The following is a 24,517-nucleotide window of genomic DNA, read 5'->3' on the forward strand; positions in this document are numbered from 1 at the left end:
CGGCGGGCGACGGCACGTGTTTACGGTCGGGGACCGCTCACATCCCCGACTTACCATTTCGAGGACGCATTTCATGAAGCAGTCTGCTGTCAAGACCCTCGGTGTCGCCGCCCTCGGTGCCGCCTTCGCCGCGGCCGGCTCGGGTGCGGCCACCGCGGCCCCGCAGGTCCCCGACCTCGCCCAGACGGTGGACGGCGTCGCCCGGACGCTCCCCGCCGAGAGCGTCGCCCAGGCCGCGCCCGGCGCCGGCAACGCGCTCGACGCGGGGCAGCGCGCCGCCGGCACCGGCCTGACTGCCGCGCAGCCGGTCGTCGAGCAGCTCCTCGCCGAGCAGCTCGCCAACGGGCCGACCAAGCCGGTCGCGGGCCTGCTCGGCGGGCTGCCGGTGCAGGGCCTGCCGACCGGCGGGCTGCCGGTGAACGGCCTGCCGCTCGGCGGCTGACACCCGGCCGGCACGCCCGGCACTTCGCGCCGATGGGGCGCACCCGGTTCCCCGCCGGGTGCGCCCCGTCCGCATGCGCGGGCGAGCGGCCGCTACCGGGCCGTACGAGCGCTACCCGGCGGTACGGCCGCTACCCGGCCGTACGAGCGCTACCAGGCCGTACGGGCCGTCTTCTCCTCCGCGGGAAGGAGGATCCACAGCGCCAGGTAGAGCAGGAACTGCGGTCCGGGCAGCAGGCAGGAGACCAGGAATATGACGCGCATCGTCGTCGCGGAGGTACCGAAGCGCCGCGCCAGCGCGGCACACACTCCGCCGATCACACGGCCGTCGGTGGGGCGGGCGAGGCGGGACATGGCGGCTCCTTCGTGAGCGTCGGCCGAGGCGCCCGGGACGGTCGCCTCATCTGCCATCCACGCTACGCAGACGAACGGGGCGAAGCGTCGCTCTACGGGGCGATCCCGACCCTGGGAATCGTCGGGGTCCGACCCTGAGCGGGCTCCTCCTGGAGCAGGTCCCCGGGCCGCCGCCGCTCGGACCTGCGGCGCAGCCAGGCCCGGCCCGCCGGCACCACGGCGAGGTGCGCCAGGGCCACGCCCACGGTGTTCATCAGCAGCGAGTCGATGTCGGCGACCTGGCCCGGCACACCGGTCTGGAGCAGTTCGATGCCCAGCGACAGCAGGGCGCCCGCGGCCGTACTGCGCAGCAGCGAGGCCAGCGGGGAGACGGTGATCCGGCCGTTCACCACCGGCAGCAGGACGCCCAGCGGCGCCAGCAGGCCCAGCCCGCCGACGAGGCAGCGGACCGCCTCCGGCCGGCCCAGCGCGACCTCGGCGCGGATGCCCGCGAAGGGGTGCAGGTTGGCGGGCATGACCCAGGGGACGTCCAGGGGACGCAGCGTGAGCCAGGCGACGAGGACGAGATGCGCGACCAGGAGGACGCCTCCCGTCACGCGGATGCGGAGCGCGGCGCTGCCGCCGATGAACCCTTGACGCTGCACGCCCCCGTAGACGCGGGCTCCGGCGCGCGCGGTTCCGGGCTCTCCCCCACACGGGTGAGTCATGCGCCACATGACGCATGACGCATGACGCATGCCGACTGCCGACCCGGCCCCGCTCAGTCCGCCGTGGTCCCCGTGGTCCCCGTGGCCGCCGAGGACGCCGAACTCGCCGCGGCGGACGGCGGCTCGTTGCTGCCCGGTCGGGTGCGGACCTCGTCCGTGCAGGCGTACCGGCGCGCGGCCCGGTCGTCGGGGCCGCCCAGCACCACCGCGCCGTCGTCCGCCACCGCGGCCGAGTCGGCGAAGGTGCAGACCACCTGGGCGAGGGCGTACGAGGTGAGGTCGTCCGGCGCGGTGCTCAGTCGCAGAGTGCCGCCGGGGTCGCCGTCGCGCGGCCCCGTCACGGTGATCCCGCCGGGCACGTCGGTGGTGTACCGGGCCTCCGTCTCGGCGGCCGAGGGCGGCGCGGCGAGCTGGCTCAGCAGCCCCCTGGCCACCGCGACCCGGCGCTCGGCGCCGCGCGCGCCGTCCGGCACCCGTACCGTCCGGTCCACCGGCACCAGCGACGAGCCGCACAGCAGGAACACCCGCACGGCCACGCCCGCCGCGGCCCCGGTGGCCGCGCCCGGCTCGGCGAGCGAGCAGCGCACCCGCGAGGGCGCGGGCCCGAAGTCCGTCGGCACCTCGGTGGCCCGGATGCCGCACCCGGCGAGCAGTACGGCCAGCACGGGCAGCGCCAGCAGACGACCCGGCCGGCGGCGTACCGCGCGTACCGTGCCGGCGGTGCCGGCGGCGCGTACGGCGCGTGCGGTGCGTACGGTCATCAGCGCTGTCCCTGTCCCTTCGCGTCCCTGCCGTCGCCCGCCGCCCGGGAGTCCGGGGCACCGGACTCCGCCGGCGCCGAGACGTCCCGGGGCAGTCGCAGGGTGAACACCGCACCGCCCTCGGGGGTGTTGCCCGCGGTGATCTCACCGCCGTGGATGTGCGCGTTGGCCAGCGCGATGGACAGGCCGAGCCCGCTGCCCTCGGAGCGCGGCCGGGAGGCACTCGCCTTGTAGAAGCGGTCGAAGACGTGCGGCAGGACGTCCTCGGGGATGCCGGGCCCGTGGTCCCGCACGGCGATGACCACCTCGTCGGCCACCTCGGTCACCGACACCCGCACCGGCGACCCGCCGTGCTTGAGCGCGTTGCCGATCAGGTTGGCCAGGATCACGTCGAGGCGGCGCGGGTCCAGCTGGGCGTGGATGCCGCGTTCGGCGTCCAGCTCGACCGCGTCCAGCCAGGCGCGGGCGTCGATGCAGGCGGTGATCTGGTCGGCCACGTCCACGTCGTCCAGGACCAGCCGGGCGGTACCCGCGTCAAAGCGGGTGACCTCCATCAGGTTCTCCACCAGGCTGTTCAGCCGCCGGGTCTCGCTGACCACCAGCCGGACGGCGGGCTCGATCATCGGGTCCATCGACCCGGACTCCGCCTCCAGCTCCTCCTCCAGCACCTCCGTGACAGCGGTGATCGCGGTCAGCGGCGTACGCAGCTCATGGCTCATGTCCGCGACGAACCGCCGTGAGGACGCCTCCCGCGCCGCCATGTCCTCGACCCGCTTCTCCAGCGCCTCGGCGGCGCTGTTGAACGTCCGGGACAGATCGGCCAGTTCGTCGGTGCCGGAGACCCGCAGCCGGGTGTCGAGCCGGCCCTCGCCGAGCCGCCGGGCGGCGGTGCCCAGCCGGTGCACGGGCTTCAGTACGGTCGTCGCCAGGGCCTGCGCGAGCAGCGCGGAGCCGACCAGCGCCAGCGCGGTCGCGATCCCCAGCGACCAGGCCAGCGAGTCGATGTCCTTGGCCTCCGGCTCCAGCGACTTGAGCATGTAACCGGTCGGCCCGCCGCCGCCCACCCGGCTGCCGGCCACCAGGTACGGGGTGTCGGCCAGCACGATCCGCTGCCAGTAGAGGTGGTACGCGGACTTGTTGGCGTCGGTGACCTTCTGCTTCTTGTCCACCGCGGTGCGCAGCGAGGCCGGTACGTCGGACAGCGAGAAGCCGTCCGGCCCGCCCGCGCTGCCGGTCACGGCGCTGCCGCCGGTGGTCTCGGCGACCAGCAGCACACCGAACCGCTGGCTGCTGTTGGCCATCTGGCCCGCGGTGTGCTGGAGCTCGTCCTCGGTGGGGTGCTCGGGCAGCGACCCGGCCCGGTTGCGCATCTCCTGCTCGAAGTCGCCCAGCACGGCGTCCTGGGCGCGGGTCAGCACCGCCTCCCGGTTCAGCCAGTACGCGATGCCCGAGACGGACACGGCGGCGGTGAGCGCCACCAGCCCGAAGACGACGACCAGCCGGAGCCGCAGACTGGTGAAGCGCAGCCGCGACCAGAACCTCTGCCGGTCCTGCGGTTGGTCCTGGGTCACTGAGGCGGATCCAGCCGGTAGCCCACGCCGCGCACGGTACGGATCAGCGTCGGGGACGACGGCACGTCCTCGACCTTGGCGCGCAGCCGCTGCACACAGGCGTCCACCAGCCGGGAGTCGCCCAGGTAGTCGTGCTCCCAGACCAGGCGCAGCAGTTGCTGCCGGGACAGCGCCTGGCCGGGCCGCCGGCTCAGTTCGAGGAGGAGTCGCAGCTCGGTCGGCGTGAGCTGGAGGTCCTCGCCGTTCTTGGTGACGGTCATCGCGGAGCGGTCGATGACCAGGCTGCCGAAGGTCGCCGAGTCGGTGGACTCCCGTTCCCCGCGCCGCAGCACCGCCCGGATCCGGGCGTCCAGGACCCGCCCCTGCACCGGTTTGACCACGTAGTCGTCGGCGCCGGACTCCAGGCCGACGACCACGTCGATGTCGTCGTTGCGCGCGGTCAGCAGGATGATCGGCAGCTGGTCGGTGCGCCGGATGCGGCGGCACACCTCGAAACCGTCGATGCCGGGCAGCATCACGTCCAGCACGATCAGGTCCGGCCGCTGCTCGCGCAGCAGCTTCAGACCGTCTTCACCGCTGGCCGCGGTGGCCACCCGGTGGCCCTGGCGCGTCAGAGAGAGCTCCAGGGCCGTGCGGATGGCGTCGTCGTCCTCGATCAGCAACAGGGAAGGCACGGGCTCATTCTGGCCCATGCGGGGGGTGCGGTTCGACCGGCGGGTCGCCAATCGGCTCTTCCTACCGCCGGGTGCTGTGAAGGAACCGTGGTTTCGCGGTGACCGGGCCTTGTGACAGGTCTGTGACAGTCGGCGGACACGGCCATGAAGTGCCCCCGGCAGAGTTCTCGGCAGCAGCAGGACCGCAAGCCGAACACCGGGAACTCCACGACGGGGGGCGCATGATGAACACGCTGACTCGCACCAGCACCAGCGCAGTGATCACGCGTCTGCACGACGTGAACGGACACCGGGGTTGTGAGAAGTCCGGCTCCGTGAGCGGGCGGGGGTGCGCTCGCGGGGCCGGGCGTCAGCATCCGACGACGTACATGTCGGTGGTTGACGCGAACACGGGGGAGTCCCAGGGGGGGACCGCGTACGGGGAGGACCCGGGGGAGCGGCGCTCGCTGTCGGAGGCGGAGTTCACCGCCTACGTCCAGGAGCGCCGTGCCTCCCTGTTCGCCACCGCCTACCACCTGACCGGCGACCGCTTCGAGGCCGAGGACCTGCTCCAGAGCGCGCTGTTCTCGACCTACCGGGCGTGGGACCGGATCAGCGACAAGGCGGCGGTCGGCGGCTATCTGCGCCGCACCATGACCAACCTGCACATCAGCGCCTGGCGGCGCCGCAAGCTCAACGAGTACCCGACCGAGGAACTGCCGGAGACGCCCGGCGACACGGACGCGATGCGCGGCACCGAGCTGCGCACCGTCCTGTGGCAGGCGCTGGCCCGGCTGCCCGAACTCCAGCGCACCATGCTGGTCCTGCGCTACTACGAGGGCCGCACCGACCCGGAGATCGCGGACATCCTCGGCATCAGTGTCGGCACGGTGAAGTCCAGCATCTGGCGCTCGCTGCGCCGGCTGCGCGACGACGAGGTGCTCAGCTTCGGCCGTGACCGCGAGGACGCCTTCGGCGAACTGGTCGCCTGACCGGTCCGAGGGGGGCGGAAAAAAGTACGGGCCCGGGTGTATCAGGGGGGCAGGACCGGGCTCTTACTCACGGGGGATGCACCACGGGGGACACGGGGGAACGGGGAAACACGGGGGACCGTACGGGGGTACGGGGGAAAGAAGCGGGACTGGAGGGCCGGGGGGTCCGTCCAGTCCCGCTTCGTTGTGCGTGCCGGTGGGCGGGTACGCCGGTCAGGCCGCCGTACGGGTGGTGGCGCACCGTCCGGCCGCGGCGGCGGCCAGCCGGCCCATCGCCTCGTCCCGGTCGCAGGCGTGCGCGCCGAGCGCCGTCTGCCGGGTGATGATCGACCGTTCCTCGCGCATCAGCCGCCAGCCGCGGCGCAGCAGGAACGGCACCGACTTGCGGCCCTCGCGCAGATCCCGCAGGAAGCGGCGGCGGAAGGTGGTCAGCGGACCGCGGCTCAGACAGAGCGCGTCGGCGAGCACGCCGAGCTCCCGGCACCGCGCCACGATCTCCGCGGCGAAGACGCCCTCCGCGATGAACAGCGGGGTCCGCCCGATGTCGACGGTGGCCTCGCCGATGCGGGCGCTGAGCGCGATGTCGTAGACGGGCACGGCGGTACGGCCGGTGCGGCACAACTGGGCGACGGCGGCGACGGCGGTGTCCGCGTCCCACGAGCCGGGGTGGTCCCAGTCGATGTCCGAACTCCCCGGCACCAGCGGCAGCGTCGGGTCCGTGCCCTCCTTGTAGAAGTCGTCGAGCCGCAGGACCGGGAGGCCGGAGCGGGCGGCGAGGAGGGACTTGCCGGAGCCGGAGGGGCCGCAGAGCAGCACGACTCGGGTAGGTATGGGCGGATGGGAGGTCACGGGACACCAGTGTGCGGCATCGGACGGCGGACGCTCGACCCCGCGGGTCGGCTTTGAAGCGCGCGTCACACGTCAACTACGCTTCGCGTCGACTCGATTACGCTCAGCAGTGCCGCAGTGGCACCCCCAGTCGTTCGACAGCAAGAGGTGGCAGCAGCGATGGCCCGACACGCGTCCCCCCACACCCCGTCCGTCCAGCGCGCGCTGGCCGTCCTCGCCGTCGCCGGGGCGGCCGTGGGGGCGGGCGCGGCGACGGCCGCCGCCGACGAGGCCCAGAGCCTCGCCGGGGTGGTGCACACCCGCCCCACCTCGCTGGGCAAGATCGACCCGGCGGCCGGTCTCCAGGCCGCCCGGACCGCGCTCCCCTACGTCACGGGCCCGGTGGCCGGCCTCAAGCCCAACCCGCTGGCCGGCACCGGCGTCGACCCGCTGGACAACGGCGTCGGCACCCAGGTCGCCGACTTTCAGCCGCTGGCCTCCACCGCCCTGACCCACCCCATCGCCCAGGCCCCGTCGATCGGCAGCCTGCCGGGGGTGGGGCGGATGGCGGGGGTGTTGGGGGGAGCTTCAGGGGGTGCGGCCTAGGCGGGTCACCAAGATGTGGATCACGGCGTCGTCGATGACGTACAGGACGCGGTAATCACCGACGTGTAGGCGCCGTACGTCCGGTGATCCGTACGCGACGGACCCGGCTGGGCGGGGGTGTGTGGCCAGCGCGTCAACTGTTTCGTAGACGGCTGCCAGGCCGGTCGGGTCCTCCTTGAGGAACCGCGTCGCCGAGTTCGTGGCGCGTGGTTCCCAGATGATCGTGCAGGTCACTTACCGCAGCCCCAGCATCCGGCCGACCTCGTTGTGCGGGATGCCCGGCCCAAGGGTGCCCTCGGCCTTGCGTCGCTGGTAGTCGGCGACGGCGAGGGCGTCTTCCAGATCCTCTATCACCTGAGGGGATACGAGGAGGGCCGCCACGTGTCCGTGGTCGGTGAGGGCGATGGTCTCGCGGCCGTGCGCGGCTCGGCGCACGAGGTCGCCGAGCTGGGCACGGGCGGCGCTGATGGCAATCTCGGTCATGCTTCGATGATGACACGAGATGCCTATTCAGTGCACTAGATTAATGTTTCTCCTTCTTCCTGCGTCAACCGCAGATCAGTACGACGACCCCGACACTCCCAGCGCCCCCGTCGGATGCCACACCGTCTTCGTCTCCAGGAAGGGCGTCATGCGGTCCAGGCCCGGGGACGCCGTCCAGTTGTCCACAGGCTGTGGACGCAGGACGCGCTTCAGGTTGTCGGCCGCGGCGATCTCCAGTTCCGTCGCCAGCGCCGGGTCCGCGCCGGTCAGGTCGATCGCGTTGACGTCCTGGTGCGCGGCGAGGGTCGGGGCGAGCTCCGCCGTCCGGCCGGAGAGCAGGTTGACGACCCCGCCGGGGACGTCGGAGGTGGCCAGTACCTCGGCGAGGGAGAGGGCGGGGAGCGGGGACTTCTCGGCGGCGACCACGACCGCCGTGCTGCCCGTCGCGAGCACCGGCGCGACGACCGAGATCAGGCCGAGGAGCGACGACTCCTGCGGGGCCAGCACCGCGACCACGCCGGTCGGCTCCGGCGCGGACAGGTTGAAGTACGGGCCCGCGACCGGGTTGGCGCCGCCCAGCACCTGGGCGAGCTTGTCGGTCCAGCCCGCGTACCAGACCCAGCGGTCCACCGCGGCGTCCACCTGCTCGGCCGCCTTGGACTTCGACAGCCCCTCGGCGTCCGCCACTTCCTGGACGAACTGCGCCCGGCGGCCCTCCAGCATCTCCGCGACCCGGTAGAGCACCTGGCCCCGGTTGTACGCCGTCGCGCCGGACCAGCCGCCGAACGCCTTGCGGGCCGCGACCACCGCGTCCCGGGCGTCCTTGCGGGAGGAGAGCGGCGCGTTCGCCAGCCACGCGCCCTTGGCGCTCGTCACCTCGTACACCCGGCCGCTCTCCGAACGCGGGAACTTCCCGCCGACGTACAGCTTGTAGGTCTTCAGGACAGACAGTCGGTCAGACATCGAGGTATGCCTCCAGGCCGTGACGACCGCCCTCGCGGCCGAAGCCCGACTCCTTGTAGCCGCCGAACGGCGAGGTCGGGTCGAACTTGTTGAACGTGTTGGACCAGATCACGCCCGCCCGCAGCCGGTTCGCGACCGCCAGCATCCGCGAGCCCTTCTCGGTCCAGATGCCCGCCGACAGGCCGTACGGCGTGTTGTTGGCCTTGGCGACCGCCTCGTCGGGGGTGCGGAAGGTCAGCACCGACAGCACCGGGCCGAAGATCTCGTCGCGGGCGATGGTGTGCGCCTGGGTGACGTTCGTGAACAGGGTCGGGGCGAACCAGTAGCCGGCGGAGGGCAGTTCGCAGGCCGGGGACCAGCGCGCGGCGCCCTCCGCCTCGCCCTGGTCGGCGAGGGCGGTGATACGGGCGAGCTGCTCGGCGGAGTTGATCGCGCCGATGTCCGTGTTCTTGTCCAGCGGGTCGCCCAGGCGGAGGGTGGTCAGGCGCTGCTTGAGTCGGTCGAGGAACTCGTCGTGCACCGACTCCTGGAGCAGCAGCCGGGAGCCCGCGCAGCAGACCTGGCCCTGGTTGAAGAAGATGCCGCTGACCACGCCCTCGACGGCCTGGTCGAGCGCGGCGTCGTCGAAGACGATGTTGGCGCCCTTGCCGCCCAGCTCCAGGGTGAGCTTCTTGGCGGTGCCCGCGACCGTGCGGGCGATCTCCTTGCCGACGGCCGTGGAGCCGGTGAAGGCGACCTTGTTCACGTCGGGGTGGGCGACCAGCGCGGCGCCGGTGCGGCCGTCGCCGGTGACGATGTTGACGACGCCGCGCGGCAGGCCGGCCTGGCGGCAGATGTCCGCGAAGAACAGGGCGGAGAGCGGGGTCGTCTCGGCGGGCTTGAGGACGACCGTGTTGCCGGTCGCCAGGGCCGGGGCGATCTTCCACGCCAGCATGAGGAGGGGGAAGTTCCACGGGATGACCTGGCCGGCCACGCCGAGCGGGCGCGGGTTCCGGCCGAAGCCGGCATGCTCCAGCTTGTCCGCCCAGCCGGCGTAGTAGAAGAAGTGCGCGGCGACCAGGGGGAGGTCGGCGTCGCGGGTCTCCCGGATCGGCTTGCCGTTGTCCAGGGTCTCCAGGACGGCCAGTTCGCGGCTGCGCTCCTGGATGATCCGGGCGATGCGGAAGAGGTACTTCGCGCGCTCGGCGCCGGGCAGCACCGACCACGTCTCGAACGCCTTGCGGGCGGCGCGGACCGCGCGGTCGACGTCCTCCGCGGTGCCCCGGGTGTACTCGGCGAGCACCTCCTCGGTGGCCGGGCTGACCGTCTTGACCAGGTCACCGCCCGCGCTCTCGGTGAACTCGCCGTCGACGAAGAGGCCGTAGGACGGCGCGAGGTCGACGACCGAACGGGACTCCGGCGCCGGTGCGTACTCGAACGCGGATGCGGATGTGGATGCGGGTGCCATGGTGATCAGTCCACCGTCACGTAGTCGGGGCCGGAGTAGCGGCCGGTGGCCAGCTTCTGGCGCTGCATCAGCAGGTCGTTCAGGAGCGAGGAGGCGCCGAAGCGGAACCAGTGGTTGTCCAGCCAGTCGGCGCCGGCCGTCTCGTTGACCAGTACGAGGAACTTGACGGCGTCCTTGCTCGTCCTGATGCCGCCGGCCGGCTTCACGCCGACCTGGACGCCGGTCGCGGCCCGGAAGTCCCGCACCGCCTCCAGCATCAGGAGGGTGTTGGCGGGGGTGGCGTTGACCGCGACCTTGCCGGTCGACGTCTTGATGAAGTCGGCGCCGGCCAGCATGCCGAGCCAGCTCGCGCGGCGGATGTTGTCGTACGTCGACAGCTCGCCGGTCTCGAAGATGACCTTGAGCCGGGCGGCCGTGCCGCACGCCTCCTTCACGGCCGTGATCTCCTCGTACACCTTCAGGTACTTCCCGGCGAGGAACGCGCCCCGGTCGATGACCATGTCGACCTCGTCCGCGCCCGCCGCCACCGCCTCGCGCACGTCGGCCAGCTTGACGGCGAGCGAGGCGCGGCCGGCCGGGAACGCCGTGGCGACCGAGGCGACCTTGACGCCGGAGCCGGCCACCGCCTCCTTGGCGGCGGGCACCATGTCCGGATAGACGCAGACGGCGGCCGTGGCCGGGGCGGTGCGGTCGGTCGGGTCGGGGCGGACCGCCTTGGCGCCGAGCGCCCGGACCTTGCCGGGGGTGTCCGCACCCTCCAGCGTCGTCAGGTCGACCATCGAGATGGCGAGGTCGAGGGCGTACGCCTTCGCGGTCGTCTTGATCGAACGGGTGCCGAGCGCGGCGGCCCGGGACTCCAGGCCGACCGCGTCGACGCCGGGCAGTCCGTGCAGGAAGCGGCGCAGCGTGCCGTCGGACGCGGTGACGCCGGCCAGTGCGGCGGTGCCGGGTGCGGGTGCAGTGGTGGGCATGGTCACCAGGCGAGCATATCTACGCGCGTAGCGGCTGTACAGCCCCGCGACCGGCTCCGCGTACCGGCCCACGGAGCAGCCGCCGCGCGGGCGTCGGGCACAATCGGCACATGACGACCCCGGAGCATCCCGCACCCGCACCGCAGCCCCCGGTGCCCGAGACCAAGGACCGCGTCTACCGCTCACCGGCGGGCATCGCCGGCGGTGTGCTGCTGCTCGCCATCGTGCTGTGGCTGGGTATCGACGCGGTGGTCGCGGGCGAGGGCCGCACCCCGTGGCTGGCGCTCGCCGCGCTGCTGCTGGTGGTGCCGCTGGTGGTCGCCTACACGCTGCGCCCGGCGGTGTTCGCGGGGGAGGACCGGCTGCGGCTGCGCAACCCGCTGCGGATCGTCGTCCTGCCGTGGGGGCGGATCACCGCGCTGCGCTCCGGTTACTCCAACGAGGTCGTCGCCGACTCCGGCGCCAAGTACCAGCTGTGGTCCGTCCCCGTCTCGCTGCGGGCCCGCAAGAAGGCGGCCCGGCGCGAGGCCCGGCGGACGGCGGGGGACGGCCGGGGCGCGGCCGGACGCGGCGGGTTCGGGCTCACCGGCCAGCGGGCGGCCGCCGCCGAGGTCGCGGACGGGCCGGTACGGGCGGAGACCGACAAGGTGATGGACGAGATCCGGGGCCTGCTGGAGGCACGGGGGCAGGCGGAGACGGCGCAGGGTGAGATCAGCGTGCGCTGGGCTTGGGAGATTCTCGCGCCTACGGCGGCGGGGGCGGTGTTGCTGGGGGTGCTGCTCGGGGTTGGTTGAGGGTGTCGTCTGCCGGAGCGTCGCCAGGAAGAGCGGCACTCCGGGTTGGACCTGACTACCCATCACCCGTTCGCTGAATGGGCATCGCGAGCCGCCAGAACGCATACTCGCCGGAGCGCGGGAAGCCGTCCCCGACGCATCCGGGGCACCGCGCAGGGCGGCATGGCCGACGGTCGGCGGCGCAGGCGATCAGGGTGGCAGTGCCAACCCAGACGGCTACGCCGAAGACGCCGATGAGTGCGCACACCTCTGTGCGGCTGCGTGCTCTGCTGGTCACTGTTGTTCTCCTTGCCGAGACGCGAGAGATCGAACTGTCGGTCTCATAGCCAGAACCTGATGATTTTCCCATCGGAGACCGGGATCAGCTCGACGTGCCGGGACAGCCCGGCTACGAGCTGCAACCCTCGACCGCCCTCGTCGTCCTCCCCGGAGGATCTCGGCTCCGGTTCGCTGAACGATCCGTCTCTCACGTCGACCGCACCCGAGGGCCACACCGTGACCTCGAAGTGCTCGCCGGTGGCGTGAAGGACCGCGTTCGTGGCGAGTTCACTGACGAGCAGCGCGCAGGTGAACGCCTGCTCCTCGGTGCCGCCGACCCGCAGGAAGGCCCTCGACACCCAGTCCCGCGCCAGGCCGACTGCAGCCGGCAGCCTCGGAAACGAGTTTTTCTCCGCGAACACGTCTTGTCGGTGGTGCTGTTCTGTGTGCATGGCAGCCTCCAGCGCGCGGCTGTCAGCCAACCGCGCAAGTCGAACGCGCACCGTGACGAGTTCCGTGCGGTGCGTAGTCGAGAGTCTGATGTGTATGTAACTGCGTACGCAACTCCATGGTCGGTTTTCCCTCCGGACGTGCCACGATTCGGGCCCCTCGCGCTACGCTGCGCAGGATGGTCGGCGGGCGGAGGAGGGCGATCATGGCGGTCAACACCGCGGCAGTAGCCGCGCGTCAGCGCTTCGGCCGGGAGTTGAAGCGCGTGCGGGAGAACACGCTCCGCAAGGGCAAGCGGGTCCAGCAGATCGACCTGGCCAAAGCGTTGGGTCTGAAGACCTACCACCGCTACTCGCGCATTGAGCGGGGAGAGACTTGGCCCAAGGACGACGAGTGGCGAACGATCTGCCGTTTTCTGGGCGTGGATGCGGTCACCCGGGCCACGCTGTCCACCATGCGTTCCGAGGGCATGTCCATTGCGAGCGCCTGGTGGACCGACTTTCAGGAAGTAATGCCCGAGAGTCTCATCCAGTTCATCGCATATGAGGACGCTGCACGGAGTATCACCACATGCGCTGTGAACATTCCGGCGTTGTTGCAGACCGAAAACTATGCTCGTTCACTGACGACCGGTATGGCGGGTTCGGTCCTGTCGCCGGACGCCGTTGGACGCTCAGTCGAGGCGCGTCGCAAGCGTCGCGGAATCTTCGAAAAGCCGGAGCCGACGCCCGTGGAGTTCATTCTCGCGGCCGGAGCTCTGCACCAGGAGATCGGCGGTCCCGACGTGATGGTGGAGCAACTCGATGCGCTGCTCCAAGACGTGCAGACCTGCCCTGTGACTATTCGCGTCATCCCTTTCGATCGACCGGTCACCGTGATGCACATGGCGCATCTGCTGGAGTTCGGTGGCGAGGGCGAGAAGCCTGTCGTCGTGCAAGATTCTCAGACGGGCATGACGTTCCGATCGAGTCAGAGGGAGATCAAGGAAGCAAAAAGCACCATCGACACCCTGCGGAAGCTGGCCCTTTCTCCGCTTGATTCGACAGATTTCATCAGAAGTGCCAAGAAAGAGATGAGCCGTGCGCGACACGACTGACAACGAGTCCATTGATGAGACGTCCTGGTTCAAGTCTTCCTACTCGGGGGCCGGAAGCGGCAGTGACTGCGTCGAGGCCGCGCGGATAGCCACCGGCGCCGCCTTCCGTGACACGAAGAACAAGGCCGGCGGTGTGCTGCGCTTCACCAACGAGACGATGAGTGCGTTCATCGGTGATGTGAAGCACGGCGTGTTCGACCTGCCGGACCGACAGCTTGGGCATGGGCAGTAGACCGGTCCAGGGCGTTTTGACCTCGTGGGCCGGGACGACCTCGACGTCCGCCATGATGTGATGCGCGGCGCTGATGTCGAGCATCCGGCGCACCATGGGCGGGCCCTCCCCCGAGCCGCCCGCGAGGCGTTCGGTGCCCTAGAGGAGACGCCCCGCCTCGAAGCGGATGCCGTCGCGGTTGATGCCGACGAACACGGGAGTGCTGCCGGGGCCGAGGGTGTCGAAGCAGGGCTCGAAGGCGTGGGCTGCGCCGACCGTGTCGATGCCGAGGTCGAGCCGCCACCGGCGCCCGTGGTGGGCGCCCGGCGCGGCCGGGTCACTCCCCGGGAGCCCGGACTCCCCGGTGACCGGTGTCCGCCGGCGGGAGGGTCGCGGAGGCGAGCAGGGCGAGTTTCTCGGCGCTGCCGCTTCCGGCGTCCGCGTGCAGCACGACGAGTCTCATGTCGCGGGTCCCGGGCAGGAGCAGCTTCTCGCTGTTCATGACCAGCTCGCCGACCTGGGGGTGGTCGAAGCGCGAGCGCCCGCTGTGCAGGGGCCTGGCGTCGTGGCGTGCCCAGAGCCGGCGGAACCGGGAGCTGGCGATCGAGAGTTCCCCGACGAGTGCGACGACCCGCGGGTCGTCGACGTCGGTGCCGACGGACTGGCGGAAGCCGGCGATCAGGCCCCGGGTGGCCTGCTCCCAGTCCGGCATGAGCGCCTGCTCGGCGGGGTCGAGGAAGACGTCGCGCAACCGGTTGGCTCCGACGACGAGCCTCGGGGAGAGCGCGGTGGCGAGCGGGTTGACCGCCAGGACGTCGAGGCAGCGGCCCTCCACGAAGGCCGGCAGGTGCAGGACCGTGAGCAGCCTCGCCACGCCGGACGGGACCCTCTCCTCGGGGACGCGACGGCGCCGCCCGCCGGTGTCGGCGGCCAGCCCGACCAGGTACGCGCTCATCTCCTCGTCGAGCAGCAGGGCCCCGGCGATCGACTCGAGCACGTGCGCGGACGGCCGGCGATCGCGTCCCTGCTCCAGGCGCAGGTAGTAGTCGGCGCTGATCCCGGCGAGCGTCGCGACCTCCTCGCGACGCAGCCCCGGCACCCGCCGCACACCGGTGGCGCTGATCCCCACCTGTTCCGGGGTGACCAGCTCGCGCCGGGCGCGCAGGAAGTCACCCAGCAGATTGCGTTCGTCGCCCACGCGTCCACCGTAGCCCTCCGGTGCGCACCCGTGCCTGGTCCTGCCGCTCCCAGGACAGCGGGGACGCTGGCAGTGACCGGAACCGGCCCGCACCATGGCGGCCATGACCCAGCAACGCGTACTTGTCACCGGCGGCTCCGGATTCATCGGCGGGCACTGTGTCCTCCAGCTCCTCGAACGGGGCTACCTCGTGCGCACCACCGTCCGCGCACCGCACCGTGCGGCAGTCGCACGGGCCGTGCTCGCCGACGCGGGCATGGTGAACGAGGAGGCGCTGGACATCGTGACCGCCGACCTCACCGCCGACGCCGGGTGGGCGGAGGCGATGGACGGCGTGGACTTCGTCCTCCATGTCGCCTCTCCGGTCCGGCCGGGACATGTCGAGGACGCGGACGAACTGGTCGTGCCCGCCCGGGAGGGGACCCTGCGGGTGCTGCGCGCCGCCCGGGACGCCGGCGTCGCGCGGACCGTCCTCACCTCGGCGTTCCACGCGGTCGGCTGGGGCCACCCGCACGACGACCACGTCTTCACCGAAGCCGACTGGACCGATGTCGCGTCCCCCGAGGTCGACGCCTACGGAGCGAGCAAGACCCTGGCCGAGCGTGCGGCGTGGGACTTCGTGCGGGCCGAAGGCGGATCACTGGAACTCGTCACGACCCTCCCCGTCGCCGTGATGGGGCCGGTGATGGGCCAGGACGTGTCGGGCTCCAACCAGCTCGTCCAGCGCATCCTCAACGGCGACCTGCCCGGCTTCCCGAACCTCTTCTTCCCGATCGTGGACGTGCGCGACGTCGCCGCCGCACACCTCCTCGCCATGGCCGCGAAGGACGCCGCCGGCCAGCGTTTCCTGCTCTCCAACGGTCCGGCGATCGCCATGCGGGAGATCGGGGCGATCATCAGGACGCACCTCGGTGACCTGGCCCCGAACGTTCCGCGGCGCCGCATCCCGGACCTCGCCGTGCGGACGGGAGCCCGCTTCTCCGCGGAGCTGCGGCACATCGCTCCCGACCTGGGGTACGCGCGGAAGACCTCCAACGCGAAGGCCCGCACCGTGCTCGGATGGGTGCCGCGCGACCCCGGGTCGGCCGTCGTCGCCGCGGCGCGGAGCCTCGTCGCCAAGGGCCTCGTGAAGACGGCCTGACAGCCGGCCGGCACACGCGGTGGAGAGAGGCTCGGCGCGGGCGCTCACTGCCCGGCGGGCGGACGCACGGCGGCTCGCCGGGCCCGCGACCTGCGCAGGTTCGCGGCGTTCCCGCACGTCTTCACGGAGTGCCAGACACCGCTGGTGTTCCGCGAGCTGTCCCAGAACGCGACCAGGCACTCCGGGTTGCGGCACATCTTCATGCGCCGCCAGGTTCCGGCGTGCTGCGCGTCGTACAGCGCGGCCAGCACCCGGTCGACGAGGGCCGGGATGCCGGGAGGGCCGGGTGCGAAGTCCACGGTGCCGTCGGGGGCGAGCCGCAGGCGCACCGTCGCTTCCACGCCCGTGCGCGCCGCGCCGTCCCCGCCGTCCGGGCCGTGGTCCCGCGCGATCAGCGACCCGCGGATGACATCACGCAGTTCCCGGAGCCGGCCCAGACCCACCGCCGGGTCGCCGCCCCCGATGCCATGGCCGCCGAGCCACAGCGCGGCGGTGTCGGGCGCGTCCAGGAGGTCGGGCACGTCACCGCGGCGCTTGGGGACGGGCGCGGTGTTCAGCAGGTCCTGCACCACGCGCAGGTCACCGGGCGCCGCCGCGACCCGGAAGCGGCCGGCGCCGCCGTCCCCGATGCGCGGAGCGGCACTGCCGCACGGTGCTGAGCGGTTCTCCGACATGACAGAAGCATACCTGCGTTCGCGCGCGCATCAGCTCAGCCAGTCGAGCCGTCCGGTCGGCCGCGAGCCATCAGGTGACAGAGGTGTTCGTGTTACGGTTGCGTCGATCGCTGAACCGAAGGGAACTGTCATGGCCGACGAGCGCCCGCGCCCGCCTTCCGACCTGCATCACAAGGTCTTCGTCTCGGGGATGGTGCCCGCCGCGAGCCCGCCGGCGCCGGACGGTGGTCCGTCGCGGTGGTCGTCGCTGTCGCACACGTTCGTCCACGGGCCGACCGAGGCCCTGCTGACCGACCCGCCGATCACCCGGGCCCAGGCCGACGCGCTCACCGAGTGGGTCAAGGCCCAGGGCGTCCCGCTGCGCTACATCTATCTGACCCACGCGCACGCCGATCACTTCCTGACCACCAACCACCTCCTGCGCTCCTTCCCGGAGGCGACCGTCGTCGCCACCGGCCAGACCCTGGCCCGCATCGCCCGCGAGACGCCGGGCGGGCGGATCTCCGAGCGCTACACCGGTTTCTTCGGTGACGCCCTGCCCGAACCGCCCGTCACCGTGCACGGCACCGCCGTGCCCGCCGCGGGACTGGAACTGGACGGCCACCAGCTCTTCGCCGTCGCGGTCGGCCACTCCGACACCGACGACACCAGCGTCCTCCACGTCCCCTCGCTCGGCCTCGTCGTCGCGGGCGACGTGGTCTACAACAACACGCACCAGTACGTGGGAGAGGGGCGGGACGGCGGTCTGGACGCCTGGCACCGCGCCCTCGACGCCGTGGCCGGCCTCGACCCGCGGGTGGTGATCGCCGGCCACAAGGACACCCGGCGGCCGGACCTGCCGTCGGACATCGACGAGACGCGCCGCTACCTCGACACCGCTGCCGCCGTCCTCGACCGGGCGGGCGACGCCACCGAGTTCTTCAACGCCCTGAAGGAGCGGTATCCGGACCGGGTGAACCCCTGGGCGATCTGGCTCAGCGCCCGCCGGCTCTTCGCCGACGGGTAGGCCGGGGCCGTCGTCGTGGGAGCGCTTTCCCTTTGTCTTACCTACGGGTTGCCTAGGGGATACTTCGATATGAAGCGTGGCCCCGCTGACCGGATTGGCCTGTCTGCCGTCACCGCCGTCTCACTAGATTGCTTCTGTCGCCCGTAGCTCCTTACCTGCACATTTTCTCGTTCTCGGGCGACGGGGGTGGGGAAGTTGGAGCGGTCAGAGGAGACGGCGAGACCTGCCGTCCCGGCAGCGGGCATGAGATGTCTGATCGACATCGACGGCGCGGGAGGATTCGGCTGGCGACTGGTGGCGCCGAACGGGCGGCCGGTCGCGGTGTCGCTCACCTCGCACGACACCCACGACCGGTGTCGCGCCGCCTTCGTGCGGCTGTGCGAGCGGTACGCCGAGGTGGGCGGAGGGGTGCAGCACAGTACCGAGGGCGGCTGGGTGTGGGCGGTCTGGGACCGGGCCGGGCGCCATGTGGCCGGTTCCGCGCGGACCTACGAACGGCACGCGACCTGCCGTACGTCCTACGAGCGGTTCCGCGCGACGCTGCCGCAATTACGGTACTCGGGGCCCGAGTTATGGGGTGATGCCTGATCCGGTCGCCGTGACCGAAGTTGCCCCCAGGGCACTTCTGGTTCACCTCTCGGGAGGTACGGCGGCCACCGGGGGCCCGGAGCGTCGGGAACGTGCGTTCGCTGAGAAGAACCAGACCACGGCTCGCGGCGGCCGGCCCCGGCACCGACGACGTACCGAGACGGCTGTACGCCGATCCGGGCCTGCCCGACCGGCTGTTCCGGCTGCTGCTGCGCTCCGGCGGCGGGCTCGTCCTGACCGTCATGCTGCTGGTCGGCGGGTTCCTGCTGTACCGGGCCTGGCTGGCCCTGGAACGGGCCGGCTGGTCGTTCCTGACCACCGCCGAATGGGCGCCGGACGCCGGGCGGTTCGGGATCGCGGCGGTGCTGGTCGGCACGGTGCTGATCGCGACCGTCGCGGTCGGCGTGGCCGTACCGCTGGCCACCGGCGCGGCGCTGTACATCTCCGAGTACGCCCCGGCCCGGCTGCGGCAGACGCTCATCAGCGTGGTGGACCTGATGGCCGCCGTACCGTCGGTGGTGTACGGCCTGTGGGGGGTCTTCTTCCTCCAGGACAAGGTGCTGCCCACCGCCCGCTGGATCTCCGCCTACCTGGGCTGGATACCGGTCTTCGACGTCACCGGCGCCGACCCGGACGACCCGCTGGCGCCGGAGAGCCTCTACACCTCCTCCACCTTCATCGCCGGCCTGGTGGTCGGCATGATGATCGCGCCGATCGTCTGCTCGATCATGCGGGAGGTGTTCTCCCAGGCCCCGGCCGGTGAACGGGAGGGCGCCTACGCGCTCGGCGCCACCCGCTGGGGCATGATCCGCTCCGTCGTACTGCCGTTCGGCAAGGGCGGCATGATCGGCGGCACCATGCTGGGCCTGGGCCGGGCGCTCGGCGAGACCATCGCCGTCTTCATGATCATCTCGCTGACCTTCGACATCCAGTGGCATGTGCTTCAGTCCGGCTCCAGCTCCGTCTCCTCGCTGATCGCGCTGCGCTACGGCGAGGCCAGCGGCTTCGGCATGTCGGCCCTGATGGCGGCCGGCTTCGCCCTGTTCGTCATGACGCTGATCGTCAACTTCGCCGCCTCCTCGATCGTCGCCCGGTCCCGCTCGGGCGCCAGCAGCGACGCCTGAGCCCGCCCACAGCCCAGAGACAGGAAAGAGCGACCATGACCGTTGCCCCTGAAGCGCCCGGTGCGCGTCGGGCGCCCGGACCGCCGCCGCGTACGACGCTGCCGGGGCCGCCGCGCACCACCGGCCCGGACGGTGGCGAGACGCGCCGGGCCCTCACCTCGCTGCGCGACACCGACGTGTACGCCGTGCTCGGCGCGTCGGCCGCCGCGCTGTCGCTGACCTGGCTGCTGTTCCGCTGGCTGCTGCCGTTCGACGGGACGGTCGGCTTCGTGGTCATGGCGTACGGCTTCTTCCTGCTGCTGTACGCGCTGCTGGTCTCCTTCGACGAGAGCGGACCGGCGGTGGTGGACCGGATCGCGGCGGCCGTGGTGCGGTCGATGGGCCTGCTGATGGTCGCGATCCTCGCCGTCGTGGTGGGCTACGCGCTGGTCGAGGGCCGCAAGGCGCTGGTCCACCTGAACTTCTTCACCCAGGACATGGAACTGGCCGGCCCGCTGGAGCCGCTCAGTGTCGGCGGCGCCCTGCACGCCGCGGCCGGCACCCTCATCATGATCGTCATCGCGCTGGTCGTCACCGTGCCGCTGGGCCTGGTCTGCGCGGTCTTCCTCAACGAGGTGCCCGGCCCGTTCGCCCGGTTCGTGCGCACCGTCGTCGAGGCGATGACCGCGCTGCCGTCGATCGTCGCCGGACTGTTCATCTACGCCACCGTGATCCTCGGCATCGGCATGGACCAGTCCGGCCTCGCCGCCTCGCTCGCGCTGTCGGTGATGATGCTGCCGATCATCATCCGGGCCGCCGACGTCGTCATTCGGCTGGTCCCGGGCACGCTGCGGGAAGCGGCGTACGCGATGGGCACCTCGCGCTGGCGCACCGCCTGGCACGTGGTGCTGCCGACCTGCCGCTCGGGCCTGACCACCTCGGTGATCCTCGGCACCGCGCGCGGCATCGGCGAGACCTCCCCGGTGCTGCTGACCGCCGGTTTCACCTCGGAGATGAACCTCGACCCGCTGTCCGGCCCGATGGTCTCCCTGCCGCTGGCCACCTTCGAGTTCGTCAAGTCGCCCGAGCCGACCATGGTCGCGCGCGGCTTCGGCACCGCCTCGCTGCTGATGGTGATGGTGCTGCTGCTGTTCGTCGCCGCGCGGATCCTCGGCGGGCGCGGGCCGGGGCAGCTCACCCGCCGCCAGGAGCACCGCCGGGTCACCGCGTCCCGGCGGGACGCGCGCCGGTTCGCCGAGCGCGGGCCCCGGCCCGCCGCCGGTCCCGTTTCCCTCCGTACCCGAACAGGGAGATCCTCGTGAAACCCGCCACCCGCTTCCGTCTGGCGGCGACCGTGCTGTCACTGCTGTGCGCGCTGCTGGCCGTGCACGCCCCGCCCGCCGCCGCGGCCTCCTACGCCAAGATCACCGGCTCCGGCTCCACCTGGTCCTCCAACGCCGTCCAGCAGTGGGTCCGCAACGTCAAGGCCAACTACGGCATGACGGTGAACTTCACCGCCAACGGCTCCTCACAGGGCCGCGAGCAGTTCAAGAACAACACCGTCGACTTCGCCGTCTCCGAGATCCCCTACGGGCTCAAGGAACAGGGCATCACCGACCAGCCGCCGGGGCGCGGCTACGCGTACATGCCGATCGTGGCCGGCGGTACGGCGTTCATGTACAACCTCAAGATCAACGGCAGGACGGTCACCAACCTGCGGCTGTCCGGGGCCACCGTCGCCAAGATCTTCACCGGCGCGATCACCCGCTGGAACGACCCCGCGATCCGCGCCGACAACCCGGGTCTGACCATGCCGGCCCGGGCCATCGTCCCGGTGGTCCGCTCCGACGGCTCGGGCACCAGCGCGCAGTTCACCACCTGGATGTCCAAGGAGCACGGCGCCATCTGGTCGAACTACTGCTCGCGCACCGGCCGGGGCAGCGGCAACTGCGGCATGACCTCCAACTACCCGCTGCTCAGCGGCTCCGCGATGGTCTCGAAGTCCGGCTCGCTGGGCGTCTCGGGCCATGTCCGGCAGGCGTCCGGCGAGGGCGCCATCACCTACGTCGAGTACTCCTACGCCAAGAACACCGGCTTCCCGGTCGCCAAGGTGCTCAACAAGGCCGGCTACTACGTCGAGCCGACCGCCGCCAGCGTCGCCGTCGCCCTGACCGAGGCGCAGATCAACCAGAACAAGAAGTCGGTCAACTACCTGACCCAGATCCTCGACGGCGTCTACGGCAACAAGGACGACCGCACCTACCCGCTGTCCAGCTACAGCTACATGATCCTGCCCACCGGCGTGGAGGGCGGCTTCACCAAGGCCAAAGGCAATTCGCTGGCCACCTTCAGCCGCTACTTCCTGTGCGACGGGCAGCAGCAGGCGGAGGACCTCGGCTACTCGCCGCTGCCGAAGAACCTGGTCCAGGCGGGCTTCGACCAGATCCGCAAGGTACCGGGCGCCCCCACCGCCTCCATCAACATCAACGAGTGCCGCAACCCGACCTTCTCGGGCGGCACCAACACCCTGATCCAGAACGCGCCGCACCCCAAGAGCTGCGACAAGAAGGGCGCGACGCAGTGCACCGACGGCACCGCGGGCGCGGCGGGCACGGACACGCCGGTGAAGCCGGGCGCCCAGGGCGGCTCGTCCTCGGGCGGCTCCGGTTCCGGTGCCGGCGGCAGCGGTGCCGGCGGCTCGGGCTCCGGGGGCGGTGGCGCCGGCGGCTCCGGCACCGACGCGGACGGTGACGGCACGCCGGACGCCGAGGAGAGCGCGGGCGCCGCGTCCGGCGCCACCACCGGCGGCGTGGTCGACCCGGACACCGGCGAGGTGATCGGCGACGGCGCCGGCACCGGCGACAGCTCCGTGGTGGCCAACCCGGTCGGCCTCGCCGCCGCCGACGCCTTCGGGATGCGCGGCGCGCTGATGGCGCTGTCCGCGGTCCTGCTTGTCGCGGTGGTCGTCGCACCGCCGCTCACCGCACGTGCCCTCGCGGCACGCACCCGCCGCAGAGGAGAGGGCCGATGAGCAGACGAGTACGTGCCAGGCTGGGCGTGGGGAGCCTGCTGGCCGCGGTCGTCCTCGCGCTGGTGCCGCTGCCCGAAGGGGCCGGCCAGGCGCAGGCCGCCACAGCCGAGAGTTCCGCCGTCACCAAGAGCGGGCCGAAGGGGAAGTACGACGACTTCTCCGATCTCGAGGTCACGGTGCACCAGACGCAGGGGCTGCGCTGGCAGGGCGTCAAGGTGTCCTGGACGGGCGGTGCGCCCTCGGACGGCAAGTACCACTTCATGCAGGTCATGCAGTGCTGGGGCGATGATCCGGAGCAGGGCCCGGACCGTACGCAGTGCGAGTTCGGCAACGAGGCCAAGGTCCCGCTGGGCAGCGGTCGGCTCGTGGACTCCAGTGTGCTGCCGGACCCCGGCGAGGCGGCGAGCGACGACACCGTCCAGGACGAGTTCGGACGGCCCTACGTCCCCTTCCGGCCGGTGACGGGAGCGACCACCAGCTCGCCGCTGGACACCACCTACTTCGGTTCCGAGGACACCAACTCGCTGGCCTGGCTGCCCAACGACGGCAGCGGCGCGGGGGAGACGGTCTTCGAGGTGAAGTCCGCCGCGGAGGCGGAGTACCTCGGTTGCGGCGCCCGCCGGACCGCGGGCGGGGCGGTCCAGCCGTGCTGGCTGGTCGTGGTGCCCCGGGGCGCGCACGAGCCGGACGGCACCTCGGACCCGAACCGGGCCAACCTCACCTCGGCCCTCAGCAAGACCAACTGGGACCAGCGGATCGTCTTCCGCCTCGGCTTCGAGCCGGTCGCGCAGAGCTGCGACCCGGACCTGCCGGAGCGGCAGATCATGGGCTCCGAACTGGCCACGGACGCGGTCACCTCGTGGCAGGCCGCGCTCTGCGGAAGCGGTGCCGGCCGCTTCACCTACAGCCAGCAGGGCGAGCTGGAGGCCAGGGACACCCTGCTGTCCCCGGGCGCCACCTCGGGCGGGCTCGCCATGACGGTACGGCCCGTGCGGCCGGCCGAGGGCGCCTCGCCCGTGGTGCACGCGCCGGTCGCGGTCAGCGGTCTGTCGATCGGCTTCGTCTGGATGTACGAGGACGGGACCAACAACTACCAGCCGCTCGAGGACGTCAAGCTCAACCAGCGGCTGCTGGCCAAGGCGCTCACCCAGTCCTACGGCAGCAGCCTGGTCTCCTCGCAGGAGGCCATGCCCGCATATCTCGGCGCCAATCCGCGGTATATCGCGGCGGACCCCGAATTCAAAAAACTGAACCCTGATTTCGGGGGGCAGGATTTCCATTCCCCGATCGGTCTGGTGGTCACGTCGGAGAACAGCGACTCCGCCGCGCTGCTCTGGAAATACATCCTGGCCGACCCGGACGCGAAGAAATTCCTGGCGGGGAAGCCGGACCCCTGGGGAATGGTGCTCAATCCGAAGTACACCGAGGCCGAGGTGATCACGGACGGTCTGGACTACTACCCCATGACCGACCTCACGCCCACCGAGATCCCGTGCGGCCCGGTGGGCTCGACGCAGACGATGAGCCGCTCCGGGTCCGACGTGGTGCCCTACGCCCAGGACATGCACGAGGCGGCGGTGAAGATCCGCCGCGGCGACATCGGCACCGCCTACGAATGCACGGTCAGCGTGCAGGTCGCCAACTGGACCAGGGCCGGCCGGCCGGCCTCGGTCTCCCAGCGGCAGTTCGGTCTCGTGGACCTCGCCTCCGCCGCCCGCTACCAGCTGGGCACCGCCGCCCTGCCCAACGCGGACGGCGAGTACGTGGAGCCGACCGAGGCGTCCCTGCTCAAGGCGGTCGCCCGGATGCCCGACTCGGCGGTCGCGGGCGTCAAGGCCAACGACCCCGCCAGGATGACGGACGGCGCCTATCCGCTGACCGCCGTGGTGTACGCGGCGGCCCCGCTGGACCAGGCGAAGGACGCCCGGCAGGACTACGCCCGGGTGATCCGGTACGCGGCCGGGGCCGGCCAGGCCCGGGGCACCGCCGCCGGTGACCTGCCGGCCGGGTACGCCCCGCTGCCCGCCGCCCTGCGGCAACAGGCCGAGCAGGCCGCCGGGCAGCTGGAGAAGGGCGTGGCGGACACCGCCGAGTCGCCGGGGCCGGGCGGCACGGGCGGATCGGGCGGCGGCAGCGCCGGCGGCTACGGGACCGGCGCCGCCGGCGGCACCGGCGCCGGCGGCACCGCGG

General features: G+C 71.7%; 27 protein-coding genes. 13 read left to right on the forward strand and 14 right to left on the reverse strand.

Annotation, left to right across the window (positions count from 1 at the left end; all coding sequences use genetic code 11):
• Positions 1 to 73: 73 nt before the first annotated feature.
• A complete protein-coding gene (locus tag ACTT8P_RS27040) occupies positions 74 to 442 on the forward strand; it encodes an ATP-binding protein (RefSeq protein ID WP_442834366.1) in 369 nt (122 codons plus the stop codon).
• A gap of 149 nt (positions 443 to 591) precedes the next feature.
• On the opposite strand, the gene ACTT8P_RS27045 is transcribed toward ACTT8P_RS27040, so the two are convergent.
• The 5 genes from ACTT8P_RS27045 to afsQ1 all read right to left on the reverse strand — a co-directional run bounded on the left by ACTT8P_RS27045 (position 592) and on the right by afsQ1 (position 4,508).
• Positions 592 to 795, reverse strand: coding sequence for a PspC domain-containing protein (locus ACTT8P_RS27045; protein WP_442834367.1), 204 nt, complete (start codon positions 793 to 795; stop codon positions 592 to 594).
• A 92-nt stretch (positions 796 to 887) separates the two neighbouring features.
• Positions 888 to 1,439: a VanZ family protein gene (locus tag ACTT8P_RS27050; protein ID WP_442834368.1), complete on the reverse strand. Its 552-nt coding sequence runs from the start codon at positions 1,437 to 1,439 to the stop codon at positions 888 to 890.
• A gap of 116 nt (positions 1,440 to 1,555) precedes the next feature.
• Positions 1,556 to 2,263 carry a hypothetical protein gene (locus ACTT8P_RS27055; RefSeq protein ID WP_442834369.1) on the reverse strand — a complete coding sequence of 236 codons (708 nt, stop codon included), beginning with the start codon at positions 2,261 to 2,263 and terminating at the stop codon, positions 1,556 to 1,558.
• Positions 2,263 to 3,834: an ATP-binding protein gene (locus tag ACTT8P_RS27060; RefSeq protein WP_442834370.1), complete on the reverse strand. Its 1,572-nt coding sequence runs from the start codon at positions 3,832 to 3,834 to the stop codon at positions 2,263 to 2,265. Before ACTT8P_RS27060 ends, ACTT8P_RS27055 begins: the two co-directional genes overlap by 1 nt.
• A complete protein-coding gene (gene afsQ1, locus ACTT8P_RS27065; RefSeq protein WP_158075115.1) occupies positions 3,831 to 4,508 on the reverse strand; it encodes a two-component system response regulator AfsQ1 in 678 nt (225 codons plus the stop codon). Before afsQ1 ends, ACTT8P_RS27060 begins: the two co-directional genes overlap by 4 nt.
• Positions 4,509 to 4,732: 224 nt before the next feature.
• Here afsQ1 and ACTT8P_RS27070 point away from each other — a divergent pair, with 224 nt between their 5' ends.
• Positions 4,733 to 5,479, forward strand: a complete 747-nt coding sequence (locus tag ACTT8P_RS27070; protein WP_442834371.1) for a SigE family RNA polymerase sigma factor — start codon at positions 4,733 to 4,735, stop codon at positions 5,477 to 5,479.
• Positions 5,480 to 5,692: 213 nt separating this feature from the next.
• Here the strand turns inward: ACTT8P_RS27070 and ACTT8P_RS27075 are convergent, their stop codons facing one another.
• Positions 5,693 to 6,295: a uridine kinase gene (locus ACTT8P_RS27075; protein WP_442834392.1), complete on the reverse strand. Its 603-nt coding sequence runs from the start codon at positions 6,293 to 6,295 to the stop codon at positions 5,693 to 5,695.
• A gap of 192 nt (positions 6,296 to 6,487) precedes the next feature.
• Here ACTT8P_RS27075 and ACTT8P_RS27080 point away from each other — a divergent pair, with 192 nt between their 5' ends.
• Complete coding sequence (locus ACTT8P_RS27080) at positions 6,488 to 6,913, forward strand: hypothetical protein (protein WP_442834372.1); 426 nt, start codon at positions 6,488 to 6,490, stop codon at positions 6,911 to 6,913.
• On the opposite strand, the gene ACTT8P_RS27085 is transcribed toward ACTT8P_RS27080, so the two are convergent.
• From ACTT8P_RS27085 to deoC, 5 genes are all read right to left on the reverse strand, one after another.
• Positions 6,896 to 7,147 (reverse strand): type II toxin-antitoxin system RelE family toxin, encoded by a 252-nt coding sequence (locus tag ACTT8P_RS27085; RefSeq protein WP_442834373.1) that lies wholly within the window; start codon positions 7,145 to 7,147, stop codon positions 6,896 to 6,898. The genes ACTT8P_RS27080 and ACTT8P_RS27085 overlap by 18 nt on opposite strands.
• Positions 7,148 to 7,396, reverse strand: a complete 249-nt coding sequence (locus ACTT8P_RS27090; protein ID WP_442834374.1) for a type II toxin-antitoxin system Phd/YefM family antitoxin — start codon at positions 7,394 to 7,396, stop codon at positions 7,148 to 7,150.
• Positions 7,397 to 7,471: 75 nt separating this feature from the next.
• On the reverse strand, positions 7,472 to 8,359 hold the full coding sequence (locus tag ACTT8P_RS27095; protein WP_442834375.1) for an aldehyde dehydrogenase family protein: 888 nt from the start codon (positions 8,357 to 8,359) through the stop codon (positions 7,472 to 7,474).
• Positions 8,352 to 9,806, reverse strand: a complete 1,455-nt coding sequence (locus tag ACTT8P_RS27100; protein WP_442834376.1) for an aldehyde dehydrogenase family protein — start codon at positions 9,804 to 9,806, stop codon at positions 8,352 to 8,354. The genes ACTT8P_RS27095 and ACTT8P_RS27100 overlap by 8 nt, the downstream gene beginning before the upstream one ends.
• Positions 9,807 to 9,811: 5 nt before the next feature.
• Positions 9,812 to 10,777, reverse strand: coding sequence for a deoxyribose-phosphate aldolase (deoC, locus tag ACTT8P_RS27105; protein WP_442834377.1), 966 nt, complete (start codon positions 10,775 to 10,777; stop codon positions 9,812 to 9,814).
• 110 nt (positions 10,778 to 10,887) lie between these two features.
• Here deoC and ACTT8P_RS27110 point away from each other — a divergent pair, with 110 nt between their 5' ends.
• Positions 10,888 to 11,571: a PH domain-containing protein gene (locus ACTT8P_RS27110; RefSeq protein WP_442834378.1), complete on the forward strand. Its 684-nt coding sequence runs from the start codon at positions 10,888 to 10,890 to the stop codon at positions 11,569 to 11,571.
• Between the two features lie 320 nt (positions 11,572 to 11,891).
• Here ACTT8P_RS27110 and ACTT8P_RS27115 read toward each other — a convergent pair whose 3' ends face one another.
• Positions 11,892 to 12,281, reverse strand: coding sequence for an ATP-binding protein (locus tag ACTT8P_RS27115; protein WP_442834379.1), 390 nt, complete (start codon positions 12,279 to 12,281; stop codon positions 11,892 to 11,894).
• A 203-nt stretch (positions 12,282 to 12,484) separates the two neighbouring features.
• Here ACTT8P_RS27115 and ACTT8P_RS27120 point away from each other — a divergent pair, with 203 nt between their 5' ends.
• Positions 12,485 to 13,375 carry a helix-turn-helix domain-containing protein gene (locus ACTT8P_RS27120; RefSeq protein WP_442834380.1) on the forward strand — a complete coding sequence of 297 codons (891 nt, stop codon included), beginning with the start codon at positions 12,485 to 12,487 and terminating at the stop codon, positions 13,373 to 13,375.
• Positions 13,359 to 13,607, forward strand: a complete 249-nt coding sequence (locus ACTT8P_RS27125) for a DUF397 domain-containing protein (protein ID WP_442834381.1) — start codon at positions 13,359 to 13,361, stop codon at positions 13,605 to 13,607. The genes ACTT8P_RS27120 and ACTT8P_RS27125 overlap by 17 nt, the downstream gene beginning before the upstream one ends.
• A 316-nt stretch (positions 13,608 to 13,923) precedes the next feature.
• On the opposite strand, the gene ACTT8P_RS27130 is transcribed toward ACTT8P_RS27125, so the two are convergent.
• On the reverse strand, positions 13,924 to 14,784 hold the full coding sequence (locus ACTT8P_RS27130) for a helix-turn-helix domain-containing protein (protein WP_442834382.1): 861 nt from the start codon (positions 14,782 to 14,784) through the stop codon (positions 13,924 to 13,926).
• Between the two features lie 103 nt (positions 14,785 to 14,887).
• Here ACTT8P_RS27130 and ACTT8P_RS27135 point away from each other — a divergent pair, with 103 nt between their 5' ends.
• The gene (locus ACTT8P_RS27135) at positions 14,888 to 15,925 is read left to right on the forward strand and encodes an NAD-dependent epimerase/dehydratase family protein (RefSeq protein WP_442834383.1); all 1,038 of its coding nucleotides are present in this window, start codon (positions 14,888 to 14,890) and stop codon (positions 15,923 to 15,925) included.
• Between the two features lie 44 nt (positions 15,926 to 15,969).
• Here the strand turns inward: ACTT8P_RS27135 and ACTT8P_RS27140 are convergent, their stop codons facing one another.
• Positions 15,970 to 16,599, reverse strand: a complete 630-nt coding sequence (locus ACTT8P_RS27140; RefSeq protein ID WP_442834384.1) for a CGNR zinc finger domain-containing protein — start codon at positions 16,597 to 16,599, stop codon at positions 15,970 to 15,972.
• 130 nt (positions 16,600 to 16,729) lie between these two features.
• On the opposite strand from ACTT8P_RS27140, the gene ACTT8P_RS27145 reads away from it, so the two are divergent.
• The 6 genes from ACTT8P_RS27145 to ACTT8P_RS27170 form a co-directional block, all read left to right on the forward strand.
• Positions 16,730 to 17,605, forward strand: a complete 876-nt coding sequence (locus tag ACTT8P_RS27145) for an MBL fold metallo-hydrolase (protein WP_442834385.1) — start codon at positions 16,730 to 16,732, stop codon at positions 17,603 to 17,605.
• 243 nt (positions 17,606 to 17,848) lie between these two features.
• The gene (locus tag ACTT8P_RS27150; protein ID WP_442834386.1) at positions 17,849 to 18,193 is read left to right on the forward strand and encodes a hypothetical protein; all 345 of its coding nucleotides are present in this window, start codon (positions 17,849 to 17,851) and stop codon (positions 18,191 to 18,193) included.
• 92 nt (positions 18,194 to 18,285) lie between these two features.
• Positions 18,286 to 19,317 (forward strand): phosphate ABC transporter permease subunit PstC, encoded by a 1,032-nt coding sequence (pstC, locus tag ACTT8P_RS27155; protein ID WP_442834387.1) that lies wholly within the window; start codon positions 18,286 to 18,288, stop codon positions 19,315 to 19,317.
• A 35-nt stretch (positions 19,318 to 19,352) separates the two neighbouring features.
• Positions 19,353 to 20,618 carry a phosphate ABC transporter permease PstA gene (gene pstA, locus ACTT8P_RS27160; protein ID WP_442834388.1) on the forward strand — a complete coding sequence of 422 codons (1,266 nt, stop codon included), beginning with the start codon at positions 19,353 to 19,355 and terminating at the stop codon, positions 20,616 to 20,618.
• A complete protein-coding gene (gene pstS, locus ACTT8P_RS27165; protein WP_442834389.1) occupies positions 20,615 to 22,327 on the forward strand; it encodes a phosphate ABC transporter substrate-binding protein PstS in 1,713 nt (570 codons plus the stop codon). The genes pstA and pstS overlap by 4 nt, the downstream gene beginning before the upstream one ends.
• Positions 22,324 to 24,517: hypothetical protein (locus ACTT8P_RS27170; protein ID WP_442834390.1), on the forward strand; the 2,194-nt coding region annotated here is incomplete at its 3' end. The genes pstS and ACTT8P_RS27170, both read left to right, overlap by 4 nt.

It is taken from the genome of Streptomyces sp. JW3, assembly GCF_052216785.1.
Classification (GTDB): Bacteria; Actinomycetota; Actinomycetes; order Streptomycetales; family Streptomycetaceae; genus Streptomyces.